At 69.9% G+C, this 12,769-nt stretch carries 12 protein-coding genes; 5 read left to right on the forward strand and 7 right to left on the reverse strand.

Annotated features, from left to right (window positions below; all coding sequences use genetic code 11):
• Positions 1–2 precede the first annotated feature (2 nt).
• Both ACIHFB_RS27615 and ACIHFB_RS27620 read left to right on the forward strand, forming a co-directional pair.
• Entirely contained in the window at positions 3–1,358 is a 1,356-nt protein-coding gene (locus ACIHFB_RS27615) for a sugar ABC transporter substrate-binding protein (RefSeq protein ID WP_365282751.1), read from the forward strand.
• A gap of 14 nt (positions 1,359–1,372) precedes the next feature.
• The gene (locus ACIHFB_RS27620) at positions 1,373–2,575 is read left to right on the forward strand and encodes a Gfo/Idh/MocA family protein (RefSeq protein WP_400128220.1); all 1,203 of its coding nucleotides are present in this window, start codon (positions 1,373–1,375) and stop codon (positions 2,573–2,575) included.
• A gap of 28 nt (positions 2,576–2,603) precedes the next feature.
• On the opposite strand, the gene ACIHFB_RS27625 is transcribed toward ACIHFB_RS27620, so the two are convergent.
• Entirely contained in the window at positions 2,604–3,299 is a 696-nt protein-coding gene (locus ACIHFB_RS27625) for a L,D-transpeptidase family protein (RefSeq protein ID WP_400128221.1), read from the reverse strand.
• Between the two features lie 187 nt (positions 3,300–3,486).
• Between ACIHFB_RS27625 and ACIHFB_RS27630 the strand changes: the two genes are divergently transcribed.
• Complete coding sequence (locus ACIHFB_RS27630; protein WP_400128222.1) at positions 3,487–4,881, forward strand: pyridoxal phosphate-dependent decarboxylase family protein; 1,395 nt, start codon at positions 3,487–3,489, stop codon at positions 4,879–4,881.
• Between the two features lie 5 nt (positions 4,882–4,886).
• Here the strand turns inward: ACIHFB_RS27630 and ACIHFB_RS27635 are convergent, their stop codons facing one another.
• The 5 genes from ACIHFB_RS27635 to ACIHFB_RS27655 form a co-directional block, all read right to left on the reverse strand.
• Positions 4,887–5,684 (reverse strand): SDR family NAD(P)-dependent oxidoreductase, encoded by a 798-nt coding sequence (locus ACIHFB_RS27635; protein ID WP_400128223.1) that lies wholly within the window; start codon positions 5,682–5,684, stop codon positions 4,887–4,889.
• Positions 5,685–5,751: 67 nt separating this feature from the next.
• Positions 5,752–6,666: an SDR family oxidoreductase gene (locus tag ACIHFB_RS27640; RefSeq protein ID WP_400128224.1), complete on the reverse strand. Its 915-nt coding sequence runs from the start codon at positions 6,664–6,666 to the stop codon at positions 5,752–5,754.
• A 79-nt stretch (positions 6,667–6,745) separates the two neighbouring features.
• Complete coding sequence (locus ACIHFB_RS27645) at positions 6,746–7,138, reverse strand: DUF4180 domain-containing protein (protein WP_400128225.1); 393 nt, start codon at positions 7,136–7,138, stop codon at positions 6,746–6,748.
• Positions 7,128–7,757 (reverse strand): MBL fold metallo-hydrolase, encoded by a 630-nt coding sequence (locus ACIHFB_RS27650; RefSeq protein WP_365282744.1) that lies wholly within the window; start codon positions 7,755–7,757, stop codon positions 7,128–7,130. The genes ACIHFB_RS27645 and ACIHFB_RS27650 overlap by 11 nt, the downstream gene beginning before the upstream one ends.
• Positions 7,757–8,845, reverse strand: a complete 1,089-nt coding sequence (locus ACIHFB_RS27655) for an S-(hydroxymethyl)mycothiol dehydrogenase (protein WP_365282743.1) — start codon at positions 8,843–8,845, stop codon at positions 7,757–7,759. Before ACIHFB_RS27655 ends, ACIHFB_RS27650 begins: the two co-directional genes overlap by 1 nt.
• 115 nt (positions 8,846–8,960) lie before the next feature.
• Between ACIHFB_RS27655 and ACIHFB_RS27660 the strand changes: the two genes are divergently transcribed.
• Positions 8,961–10,715: an ABC transporter ATP-binding protein gene (locus ACIHFB_RS27660; RefSeq protein WP_400128227.1), complete on the forward strand. Its 1,755-nt coding sequence runs from the start codon at positions 8,961–8,963 to the stop codon at positions 10,713–10,715.
• Between the two features lie 8 nt (positions 10,716–10,723).
• Here ACIHFB_RS27660 and ACIHFB_RS27665 read toward each other — a convergent pair whose 3' ends face one another.
• Entirely contained in the window at positions 10,724–12,184 is a 1,461-nt protein-coding gene (locus ACIHFB_RS27665; RefSeq protein ID WP_400128228.1) for an aldehyde dehydrogenase family protein, read from the reverse strand.
• 191 nt (positions 12,185–12,375) lie between these two features.
• Here ACIHFB_RS27665 and ACIHFB_RS27670 point away from each other — a divergent pair, with 191 nt between their 5' ends.
• Positions 12,376–12,729 carry a nuclear transport factor 2 family protein gene (locus tag ACIHFB_RS27670; RefSeq protein ID WP_365282740.1) on the forward strand — a complete coding sequence of 118 codons (354 nt, stop codon included), beginning with the start codon at positions 12,376–12,378 and terminating at the stop codon, positions 12,727–12,729.
• Positions 12,730–12,769: the final 40 nt, after the last annotated feature.

Below are 12,769 nucleotides of genomic sequence, written 5' to 3' on the forward strand. Positions count from 1 at the left end.
GGATGCGAATTCGTACCTTCGCCGCGCGTGTCGCAGCGCTGACCGGAGCACTCGCGTTGTCCCTGGTGTCCGGGTGCGCGCAGGGCGGCTCGGCCGGATCGGGGGCGAACACGGTGACGTACTGGCTGTGGGACGCCAACCAACTGCCCGCGTACCAGGCGTGCGCGAAGGGCTTCGAGAAGGAGAATCCGGGCCTGAAGGTGAAGATCACCCAGATGGGCTGGGCCGACTACTGGACCAAGCTGACCGCGAGCTTCATCGCGGGCACCGAGCCGGACGTCTTCACCGACCACATCCAGAAGTTCGGGCAGTTCGCCGACCTGAACGTGCTCGAACCGCTGGACGACCTGGGCATCGACGACTCCGCCTACCAGCCGGGGCTCGCCGCCAACTGGACCGGCCAGGACGGCCATCGCTACGGCGCTCCCAAGGACTGGGACACCGTCGCCCTCATGTACAACAAGAAGATGGTCAAGGAGGCCGGGCTCACCTCGGCGGAGCTCAACGACCTCTCCTGGAACACCGAGGACGGCGGCACCTTCGAGAAGGCCATCGCGCATCTGACCGTCGACAAGAACGGCAAGCGCGGCGACGAGGAGGGCTTCGACAAGAACAACGTCAAGGTGTACGGGCTGGCCACCGGCGGCGCGGGCGACAGCGACGGGCAGACCACCTGGAGCCCGTTCGTCGAATCGGCGGGCTGGCACTACACGGACAAGGCGCGCTGGGGCACCAAGTACCAGTACGACGACAAGACCTTCCAGACAGTGATCGACTGGTACTTCGGCCTCGCGAAGAAGGGCTACCTCGCGCCCTTCACCGACTACACCGACGGCGCCAACCCGGCCAACGCCCAGGTCGCCTCCGGCAAGGCGGCAACCTCCCTCGACGGCGCCTGGCTGATCTCCACCTACTACAGCACCAAGGGCCTCGACGTCGGCTCCGCCGTCACCCCGGCCGGCCCGACCGGCAAGCGGGCCACCATGATGAACGGCCTCGCCGACTCCATCACCAAGAACGCCGACAACAAGGCGGGCGCGAAGAAGTGGGTGCGGTACCTGGCCTCCGACGCGTGCCAGAAGACCGTCGGCGGCTACGGCATCGTGTTCCCGGCGACGCCGGACGGCACACAGGCCGCGGTGGACGCGTACGCGAAGAAGGGCATCGACGTGTCCGCCTTCACCGAACCGGTCACCGACAAGAAGGACTTCACCACCTTCTCCTTCCCGGTCACCGACTACGCGGCGGACGTGTACGCCCTGGTGCGGCCCGCGATGCAGGACGTCTATGCCAACGACGCCCCGGCGAGCGACCTGTCCAGGACCAACGACCAGATCAACTTCATCCTCGGCCAGTGAAAGGCACACACTCCATGACGTTCTCCCTCGGCATCGTCGGCGCCGGCCAGTTCTCCGGCCAGTTCGCCACGCTGTTCCAGGCCCACCCCGGAGTCGGCGACGTCCACGTCACCGATCTGCTCCCCGAACGGGCCGAGCAGCTCGCCGCCGCGCAGGGACTCGCCGGGACCTTCCCCTCGTACGAAGCCATGCTCGAATCGCCGGCCGTCGACGCGGTCGCCATCTTCACCCAGCGCTGGACGCACGGCCCGCTGGTGCTCCAGGGCCTGAACGCAGGCAAGCACGTCTACTCCGCCGTCCCGATGGCGATCACCACGGAGGAGATAGCGGCGATCATCGAAGCGGTCAAGGCGACCGGACTGACGTACATGATGGGCGAGACCAGCCAGTACAACCCGGCCACGGTCCACGCCCGCAACCAGATCGCCGAGGGCGCCTTCGGGAGGATCTTCTACGCCGAGGGCGACTACGTCCACGACATGGATCTGGGGTTCTACGAGGCGTACCAGTACAGCGGCGGCGAGAACTGGAAGGCGACCGCCTCCTATCCCCCGCTGCTGTACCCGACGCACGCGGTGGGCGGGGTGCTCGGTGCCTGGCAGACGCATGCGGTGAGCGTGTCGGCGATCGGTGTGGTCGACGACCGCGGCGACGGTGTCTTCGACAAGGAGGTCAGCCAGTTCGGCAACGACGTCTCCAACGCGACCGCGCTGTTCGAGGTGGCCGGCGGTGGTTCGTTCCGTACGAACGAGTTCCGGCGGGTCGGCTATCCGTCCCACATCCGGGAGTCGCGTTTCCGGTTCTTCGGCACGGAGGCGAGCATGGAGCAGCTCGCCACGGTGGCCTTCTGGCAGGACAAGAAGGGGGTCAAGGACATCAGCGAGCTGCTCGAACCCAAGCCCACGCTGTCTCCTGACGACCCGTCACTTCAGCACATCGCACCCGATCTCCGGGCCGCCTTCACCTCCGGCTCGGCTCCGGTGCACGACCGGGCACGGCTGCCGCGATCCTTCGACAACCTGCACAACGGCCATGAGGGCAGCCACCACTTCCTGGTGGACGACTTCGTGACAGCCGTCAACACACGGACCCTGCCGTCGGTGAACGCGTGGGTCGCGGCCCGCTACACCCTGCCGGGCATCGTCGCGCACGAGTCGGCGCGGCAGGGCGGGGCCAGGCTGGACATCCCGGACTTCGGGGACGCGCCCGAGGCGTGACGTTTCCGCAACGCCGGGCGCCTCTCCGTCAGGTGCCCGGCTTGCGGCCGTACACGAAGACGTCGTCACCCTTCTTCAGCATCGACCAGTACTTCTTGGCGGTGGCCTTGGTCATGTTGACGCAGCCGTGCGAGCCCGGCGGGTTCCACATGCTGAGGCCGACGGAGTGGAAGGCCTGGCCGCCGTCGAAGAACTGGGCGTAGGGCATGGGAACGTCGTAGATGGTCGACACGTGGTCGATGTTCCGCCAGTAGATCTTCTTCAGGCCGGTACGGGTCTCGTAGCCGTTTCGGCCGGTGCGGACCGGCACGGGACCGTACACGAGCTTCTTGCCGTCCTGGATCCAGCTCAGCTGGAGGGTGAGGTTGACGCAGGCGATCCGACCCTTGTTCACGGGGCATTTGCCCGCTTTGTTCGGGTTATTCCCCACGGCCTTCTGCTTGTTCATGAGGTCCATCACGCCCCAGGTGACGGGACCCGCATAGCCGATGTTCGGCGTGATGCCGTGCTTGTTCTGGAAGGCCTGGGTGGCCTTGCAGTCCGCGGTGGACTGCTTGCCGTCGACGGGCCGGCCGAGGAACCTCTCCACCTGCTTCTGATACGGGCCGGCCTGTGTGGTGCAGCTCGCGGCCTGCGCGGGCGCGGCGCCCAGCGCGAGCGTGAGCGGTGCCACCAGTCCGGTGATCCCGAGTACGACGGCTGACCGTCTGCGTATGTCCCCCATGGGTCTTCGTGCCTTTCGTGCGAGTGTTCGTCTGCGCTGCCACCAGCTAGACCGGCCGTCGGCGGATTCGGTTGTGGTGGGTCATGCGTCGCGACGAAACGGTGACATTCCGCGAGCCGGGCCTTTCGGGGCCAGTCACCTCTGATTGGACCGAGCCCGGGCGGAAAGGCGCGCCTACCCTGCGCTCATGCACCCCACACTCACCGAGGACCTGGCCCGGCTTCCCGAGCTCCTCCAGTCCGCCCGTGATCTGGCCGCCCGCGAGCTGACGGGGATGGCCGAGCGGCCGGTCGTCTGCCTGGACCGCGCACCCGACCGCACGGCCCTCCCGCCCGAGGGCGTCGGCGCAGAGGCGGCCCTCGCACGCTTCGCCGAGCACTGGGCGCCCGGTATGTCCGGCTCGGCGGGCCCGCGCTTTCTCGGGTTCGTGACGGGCGGAACGACGCCGGCCGCGCTCGCCGGGGACTGGCTGACGAGCGCCTACGACCAGAACGCGATCAATGCCGCCGACTCATGGGCGACCGACCTCGAACGGGAGACGGTGAGCTGGCTTCGGGAGCTGTTCGAGCTGGGCGAGGCGCACAGCGGTGCGTTCGTGACCGGTGCGACCGCGTCCAACATGGTGGGGCTGGCCGTCGCCCGGGAATGGCTGGGCGAACGCAGCGGTGTCTCGGTGGCTCGGGACGGGGTCGCCGCCCTCGGTCCGGTCGAGGTGCTGTCGGGCAGCGCGCACTCCACGGTCCTCAAGGCGCTGTCCGTGCTCGGGATCGGCCGGGACCGGCTGCGCCGGGTGCCCCTTCTGCCCGGCAACCGCGAGGCCGTCGACGTCGACCGGCTCGCCGATGCCCTCGAAGCGTTGGAGGGACGTCCGGCGATCGTCGTGGCCAACGCCGGGACCGTGAACACCGTGGACTTCGACGACCTGCGCGCCATCGCCGCGCTCAAGGAGCGGTACGACTTCTGGCTCCACGTCGATGCCGCCTTCGGTGGCTTCGCCGCCCTCTCCCCTGCGTACGCGCATCTCGTCGACGGTCTCGACGCCGCCGACTCGGTCTGCGTCGACCTGCACAAGTGGCTCAACGTGCCCTACGACGCGGCCATCCAGTTCACCCGCCGCCAGGACCTCCAGGTGAAGGTCTTCCACAACGCGTCGCCCTACATCGGACTGCCCAGCGAGGACCCCGACTTCCTCCACCTCACCCCGGAGAGCTCCCGCCGGCTGCGGGCGCTGCCGGCGTGGTTCTCCCTCATGGCGTACGGCCGTGAGGGGCACCGTGAGATCGTCGAGCGCACCGTCGCACTCGCCCGCCGCCTGGGCGAACACATCGAGCAGACACCCGGCCTGCGCCTCCTCGCGCCGGTCCGGCTGAACGTCGTCTGCTTCACCCTGACCGACGAGCCGACCCGGGAGCGGGTCGACGCCCTGGCGCAGGCTGTCACCGAGTCAGGCGAGGCATTTCTGACGCCGACGGTGTACGGCGGAACTCCCGGCCTGCGGGCGGCATTCAGCAACTGGCGTACGTCCGAGGAGGATGTGGACAGGATCCTGGGCGCGATCCGCATGGCACTGACAAAGGCCTGAACGCCTCAAGCATCTCCCCGTCGCCGGACAGCCGCGTGGAACCCGGTGTTGACCGCGGTGAGGCCGCCGTCGACGGTGAGCGTGGTACCGGTGATCCAGGCCGCGTCGCGGGAGGCGAGGAAAGCGACGGCCGCGGCGATGTCCTCCGGTTCGCCGACCCGGCCCAGGGGATACAGCGAGCGCATCGCCGCGAGTTCGTCGTCCCGTCCCTCCCATGCCGAGGTGCGCACCGTGCCCGGCATCACCAGGTTGGCGCGGACTCCACGCGGTGCGGCGTGCCCGGCGAGGGTCCGGGTCAGGGAGGCGAGGCCCGCCTTGGCCGCACTGTAGGCGTGATTGCCGAAGTCCTGGGCGCCGTTGACCGAGCCGATGCTGACGATCGCGCCACGCCCGGAGGCCTCCAGGTGAGGCAGGGCGGCACGGCAGCAGCGGTAGGCGCCGGTCAGCGTGATGTCGAGGTCCCGGTCCCACGCCTCGTCCGGGCCGTCCTCGAAGAGCGGGGTGTCGACGGTGCAGCAGGCCGCGCTGTTGACCAGGACGTCGAGCGACCCGAAGGATTCGACTGCGTACGCGACAGCCGCCTCCACCGAGGCCCGGTCGGCGACATCGCACCCCAACGCCTCGGCGGAGACCCCGAGTTCCCGCAGTCCCCCCGCAGTCTTCTCGGCCTCCGCCCCATCCCGGTCCGTCACGAGCACACATGCACCCTCTTCACCGAGCCTTCGCGCCACGGCCGCACCGATGCCGCGGGCCGCGCCGGTGACGAGAACTCCGTATCCCTGGAAGCGTGTTGTGTCCGTCATGGATCCGAACCTAGGTGCTCCGCCCGTGATGCGGGTCGTTTGCTGCGGCCGGTGGGGGTACCGGGCCTCACCGGTAGCCGGTCACATCCGCCGGTTTGCCCGGATCCTGTACCTCGACCAGGTAGCGCCAGGCGTCCGGGCGGGTGCCGTCCAGGTCGGTGAAGGCGTACTCCTGGGCGAGGCTGCCGCTGGAGAGGGACTGGCCGTTCCAGCGGGAGACGTCGGGGTCGGTGGCGAGGGCGGTGACGGCGCGGCCCACGTAGTGGGGGGTCTCCGAGATGGCGAAGTGGGGGGAGACCTCGAGGGCGTCGCGCCAGTTCTCCTCGCGTACGCCGTAGTTGTCGAGCATCATCTCCGAGCGGAGCCAGCCCGGGGTGAGGGCCACGGCGGTGGCGCCGCGCGGGCCGAGTTCGTGGCCGAGGGCGTAGGCCATACGCAGGACGGACGTCTTGGCGAGGTCGTAGAAGAAGTTGACGCGGTAGTTCTCGCGATTGTACTCGGCGGTGCCGTCGGTCATCTCGACGACCAGGCCGCCGGGGCTGCGCAGGAGCAGCGGCAGGGCGTGATGGCTGGTGATCGCGTGTGTCTCGACGGCGAGCCGGAGCAGCCTGAGTCCGTTGTCGAGGTCGTGTTCCCAGACCGTGCTGTCCCACTCGAAGAGCTTCTCGCCGCCCCAGATGTCGTTGACCAGGACGTCGAGGCGGCCCTGTTCGTCGGCGATGCGGTCCACGAGGGTGCGGACCTGCGCCGGGTCGAGGTGGTCGGTGGGTACGGCGATGCCGTGGCCGCCCGCCCCGGTGACCAGGTCGGCGGTGTCCTCGATGGTCTCCGGGCGGTCGTATTCCGAGCGCCGTTCGCGGGTGGTGCGCCCGGTGACGTAGACGGTGGCGCCGGCCGCCCCGAGTTCCACGGCGACACCGCGTCCGGCTCCCCGTGACGCTCCCGCGACCAACGCGACCTTGCCCTGTAGCGACTGTGACATGTCCGACCTCCCGTGTGACCTCGTCTCCTTCGAGGGTGACGGGTAAGCCGGACATCCTCTGTCGTGTTTTTCCGGGCAGTCACCCGGTCGGGCGCAGCCGCTCGTCCAGATCGGCGTAGGCGGACAGGAACCAGAGCTGATCGCCCAGATTGCTCTCGTACACGAAGTCCCGCAGCGCCTGGCTGGCGGCGACGTGCTGTGAGATGTCCCCGACGACGGCCAGACGCAGGCGGTACTGGGCGAACTTCTGCACGATCGCGCCCGCGATCCCCGAACGCAGCCGGAAGAATTCGTCCGGCACACGCTCCACGGGCACCGCGACCAGTTCCGCCTCGCGCCACCCGGCATCGCCGATGAGGTCCAGTGCCGCCCGCTCACCGTCGAGCGCAGGCCCGTCGGGAGCGCAACGCAGGACGCTGATGCCGTTCAGCGTCACGATCTCGTCGGCGGGCGGCACGGTGTCAGCGTCCACGGGTGATCCATTCCTCCAGGTGCGGGGCCTCGGCACCGATCGTCGTCGAGTCGCCGTGGCCGGTGAGCACCTTCGTCTCGGGCGGCAGGGTGAGCAGTCGCTCCCGGATCGAGGTGACGATCGTCGGGAAGTGGGAGTAGGAACGGCCGGTCGCGCCCGGCCCGCCCTGGAAGAGGGTGTCGCCGGTGAAGACGGTGCCCAGGCCCCGGTCGTAGAGGCAGACCGCGCCGGGCGCGTGCCCGGGAGTGTGCAGGACGGTCAGGTCGGCGCCCGCGGCCTCGATCACCTGCCCGTCGGCGAGATGGGCGTCCGGCTCGCGGTCGGGGTGGGTGAGCTTCCACAGCGGCAGGTCGTCGGGGTGCAGCCAGATGGTGGCACCGGTGCGGTCGGCGAGGGCGGGCGCGGCGTCGATGTGGTCGTTGTGGGCGTGGGTGCACACGATCGCCGTCAGACGGCGGTCTCCGACGGCCTCGGCGATGGCGTCGGCGTCGTGGGCGGCGTCGATGACGATGGCCTCGTGATCGTCGCCGACGATCCACACGTTGTTGTCGACGTCCCAGGTGCCGCCGTCGAGGGTGAAGTGCCCCGAGGTGACGAGGCGTTCGATACGGGCGGCCATCACAGCACCACCACCGAGCGCAGGACGTCTCCGTGGTGCATCCGCTCGAACGCCTTCTCCACCTCGTCGAGTTGGATCGTCTCCGTCACGAACGCCCCCAGGTCCAGGCGCCCCTGCTGATGCAGGTCGATGAGCATGGGGAAGTCGCGGGAGGGCAGACAGTCCCCGTACCAGGAGGACTTGAGCGCACCGCCGCGTCCGAAGACGTCGAGCAGGGGCAGTTCGAGCTTCATCTCGGGGGTCGGCACGCCGACGAGGACGACCGTTCCGGCGAGGTCACGGGCGTAGAAGGCCTGCTGGTACGTCTCCGGTCGGCCGACGGCCTCGATGACGACGTCGGCGCCGAAGCCGCCGGTGAGCTCGCGGATCGCCTCGACCGGGTCGGTCTCCTTGGAGTTGACCGTGTGGGTGGCGCCCATCGTCCGGGCGGTGGCCAGCTTCCGGTCGTCGATGTCCACGGCGATGATCTTCGCGGCTCCTGCCAGGTTCGACCCGGCGATCGCCGCGTCGCCCACACCGCCGCAGCCGATGACCGCGACCGTGTCGCCGCGTCCGACGTTGCCGGTGTTGATCGCGGCCCCGATGCCCGCCATCACACCGCAGCCGAGGAGCCCGGCCACGGCGGGCGACACCGACGGGTCGACCTTGGTGCACTGTCCGGCGGCGACCAGCGTCTTCTCGGCGAAGGCCCCGATGCCGAGGGCCGGGGACAGCTCCTGCCCGGTCGAGGCGAGCGTCATCTTCTGTCCGGCGTTGTGGGTGTCGAAGCAGTACCAGGGGCGGCCCCGCAGACACGCCCGGCAAAGACCGCACACCGCACGCCAGTTGAGGATCACGAAGTCACCGGGCGCGACGTCCGTCACCCCGTCCCCGACCGACTCCACGACGCCGGCGGCCTCGTGGCCCAGCAGGAAGGGAAACTCGTCGTTGATGCCGCCCTGCTTGTAGTGGAGGTCGGTATGGCACACCCCGCAGGCCTGCACCTGGACGACGGCCTCGCCCGGCGCCGGGTCGGGCACCACGATCGTCTCCACCCGGACGGGCTCGTCCTTGCCCGGTGCGATCACTCCACGGACCTGTTGCGCCATGGGCCTGACCCCTTCTGTCGCTGACCTGCACGTCGTTCCGACCCTACGCGAGTACGGCTCCGGTGCGCGCCGGGGCCGACGTAGCCTGAGTGCTCAGCCACTCCCAAGGAGCGCCGTGAGCATCGCCGCGACGAAGAGCAGCCCGCCCACGTGGCGGCTGCTCCTCGGCTATGTACGACCCCACCGCTGGGCCCTGCTGACAGGTGCCGTGCTCTCGCTCGCCGCGGGCGCCACCGGACTGCTGCTGCCGCTGGTGGCGCGGGAGTTGATCGACGACCTCTCGCACGACCGGACCATCACCGGGGCGCTGATCGCCATGTCGGGTCTGGTGGTGGCCAACGCCGCGGTGGGCGCGCTGGGCGGGTATGTGCTGCGGCGCACCGCCGAGTCGGTGGTGCTCGGCGCGCGGCGCACCCTGTCGTCGTATCTGCTGCGGCTGCGGATCGCGGCCGTGGACCGCAGCGAGCCGGGCGACCTGATGGCCCGGATCACCTCGGACACCACGCTGCTGCGCGAGGTCACCACCGACTCGCTCGTGGGCCTGGGCACGGGAGGGCTCACCCTCGTCGCGACGATCGTGATGATGGGCCTGGTCGATCCGGTCCTGCTCGGGGTCACCCTGGCCGTGATCGCCGGCGCGGGCACGATCCTCGGCGTGATCGTGCCGCACATCAACCGGGCGAGCAAGCAGGCGCAGGACGCCGTCGGCGTCATGGGCGCCTCGCTGGAGCGGATCCTGGGCGCGCTGCGCACGGTGAAGGCGTCCGGTGCCGAGCACCGCGAGGAGCAGACGCTGCACTCGGCGGCCGAGGAGTCGTGGCGGCAGAGTGTGCGGGCCGCCAAGTGGTCGGCGGCGGCGGGCAATACGGCCGGTCTCGCGATGCAGGTCGCGTTCATCACCGTGCTCGCGGTGGGCGGTGCACGGGTCGCGACCGGCGCCGTGGACGTCGCCACGCTGGTGGCGTTCCTGCTGTACGTCTTCTATCTGATGTCGCCGATCCAGCAGGTCGTCGGCGCGATCACCCAGTACCAGACGGGCGCCGCGGCCCTATCCCGCATCCAGGAGGCACTGGCCCTGCCCGCCGAACCGGCGTCCCTGCCCGCCCCGTTGCCGTCGCCCGGCACGGAACCGGCCGCGCTCGCCTTCGCGGACGTCCGCTTCCGGTACTCCGACGACCTGCCGTACGTGCACCACGGGGTGACCTTCGAGGTGCCCGCCCAGGGCATGACGGCGTTCGTCGGCCCGTCCGGCGCGGGCAAGACCACCGTGTTCTCCCTCATCGAGCGGTTCTACGACCCCGAGTCCGGCGTGATCACCGTCGACGGCCGTGATCTCGCGGACTGGGAGCTGACCCAGCTGCGTTCCGCCATCGGCTACGTCGAGCAGGACGCGCCGGTCCTCTCGGGCTCGATGCGGGACAACCTGCTGCTGGGAAACCCGGACGCGGACGACGCGGCCCTGGCGCGGGTGCTGAAGACGACCCGTCTCGACGGTCTGGTGGCCAAGCTGCCGAGCGGCATCGAGACGCTCGTCGGGCACCGCGGCACCAAGCTGTCCGGCGGCGAGCGTCAACGGGTCGCCATCGCGCGCGCCCTGCTGCGCCGCCCCCGGCTGCTGCTCCTGGACGAGGCGACCTCGCAGCTGGACGCGGTGAACGAGGCGGCGCTGCGCGACACCGTCGCCGATGTCGCCCGTACGACGACGGTGCTGGTGGTCGCCCACCGGCTGTCGACGGTGACCATGGCCGACCGGATAGTCGTGATGGACGCGGGCCAGGTGCGCGCGGTGGGCACGCACCGCGAACTCGTGGCCGCCGACCCGCTGTACGCGGAGCTGGCGGCGACCCAGTTCCTGGCCACGGCCGGCTGAAGCGGCGCTCAGAAGGGGTAGTGGGCCTGCTGGGTGGCGATGGTCACCCAGCGGGTGTTGGAGAAGGCCTCGATGCCCCAGCGGCCGCCGAACCGGCCGTATCCGGAGGCATTCGCCCCACCGAACGGGGCGTGCGGTTCGTCGGCCACCGACTGGTCGTTGACGTGCACGATCCCGGTGCGGATCCAGCGGGCGACGGCCAGCCCGTGGGTGGCGTTCTCGGTGATGATGCCGCAGGTCAGGCCGTTCTCCGTGTCGTTGGCGAGGGTGACCGCGGTGGCGTCGTCGGCGAACGACTGCACCACGCACACCGGTCCGAAGGCCTCGGCGTGGTAGAGGTCGGCGCCCTTCGGAACCTCCGTGAGGACGGTCGCCGGGTGCACCGCTCCCTCCGGCTCACCGCCGCCGACGAGGACCTTCGCCCCCTTGGCGACGGCGTCCCGCACCAGGCCGGCCACGCGCTGCGCGGACGACGCGGCGACCAGCGGGCCGACCACGGTGTGCGGGTCGCCCGGGTCACCGGACGGGAGTGAGGCCACCTTCGCCGTGAATCGCTCGGTGAACTCCTCGGCGAGCGATTCGTGGACGAGGATGCGGTCTCCGGACATACAGATCTGCCCGGCGTTCATGAAGACGCTGAACACGGCGGCGTTGACGGCGTACTCCACGTCCGCGTCGTCGAGCACGATCACCGCGTTCTTGCCGCCCAGCTCCAGGACGGCGGGCTTGAGATGACGGGCGGCGTGCTCGCCGATGATGCGGCCCACGCCGGTGGAGCCGGTGAAGTTCACCCCCCGCACCCGCTCGTCCGCGATCAACGCCTCGGCGATCTCGGCGGCGTCCTCACGGGCGTTGGTGATGACGTTCAGCACGCCGTCCGGGAGTCCGGCCTCGCGCAGTACGTCGGCGACCAGCAGCGCGCAGGCGATCGGCGCGTCCTCGCTCGCCTTGACCACCACGGTGTTGCCCGCGGCGAGCGGCGCCGCGACGGCTCGTGCACCGAGGATGACGGGAGCGTTCCACGGGGCGAACGCGGCGACCACACCCAGCGGTTCACGGACCGCCAGACCCAACGCGCCCTGCTCCTGGGCGCTCAGCACCTCGCCGCGCGGCGCGGTGACGGCGGCCGCCGCCTCACGCAGCATGTTGGCCGCGAGGGCCACGTTGAAGTACGCCCAGGGGCGGGTGCCGCCCGCCTCGTTCGCCATCAGCTCGGCGACCTGATCACCCCGTGCGTCCAGCAGGTCGGCCGCCTTCAGGAAGATCGCCCGGCGCGCGAAGGGCGCGAGGGCCGCCCACTCCTCGAACGCCGCGTCGGCTGCGTCCACGGCCCGGCGGACATCCTCGGGGCCCGCGGCTGCGACCGTCGCGTACACCCCACCCGTGTACGGATTGAGGTCCTCGGTGGTACGACCGGAGGCGGCGGGCACGTCCTTGCCGCCGATGAACAGTTCACGGGTGATGGGCATGCTGCCGACCTCTGTGTTCGCCGTGTGAAAGTTGATCCACTATATGCGCATGCTGCGAGCCGGGGGCAGCGATGTCAAGGCCCGCGGGCCCCGGCTGCGCTTGCCCGGCCCAGCGGGTCGGAGGAGTCTCGGAAGGGAGGCCTCTTTCGGCCCGCTCCTCGTCGGGCCGCGGCCTTCGAAGGAGGTCAACGATGGGCACGTTCGACAGCAACACACTGCGCCAGGCCATCGAAGGACACAATGAACAGCCGCTGCTCTCGCTCTACGCGGACGACGCCGAGCTGCGGATCGTGGACCGCAACACACAGCCGAGCCACCCAAAGGTCCTGCACGGCCGGGACGAAATCGCCGAGATGCTCACCGACGTGTACAGCCGTGACATCAAGGCCCATAAGCTGGATCGATGCGTCGTCCAGGGCGACGACGTCGCGTTCAGCGAATCCTGCGAGTACTCGGACGGGGTCCGGGTCCTCTCCGAGTCGATGGTCTCGCTGCGCGACGGCAAGATCGTCCAGCAGACCATGATCCAGGCATGGGACGAGTAGCCAGGAGGCTTCCGAGGGTCGAGATCACCACCCGGCTGAA

This window comes from Streptomyces sp. NPDC051963, assembly GCF_044593495.1.
Classification (GTDB): Bacteria; Actinomycetota; Actinomycetes; order Streptomycetales; family Streptomycetaceae; genus Streptomyces.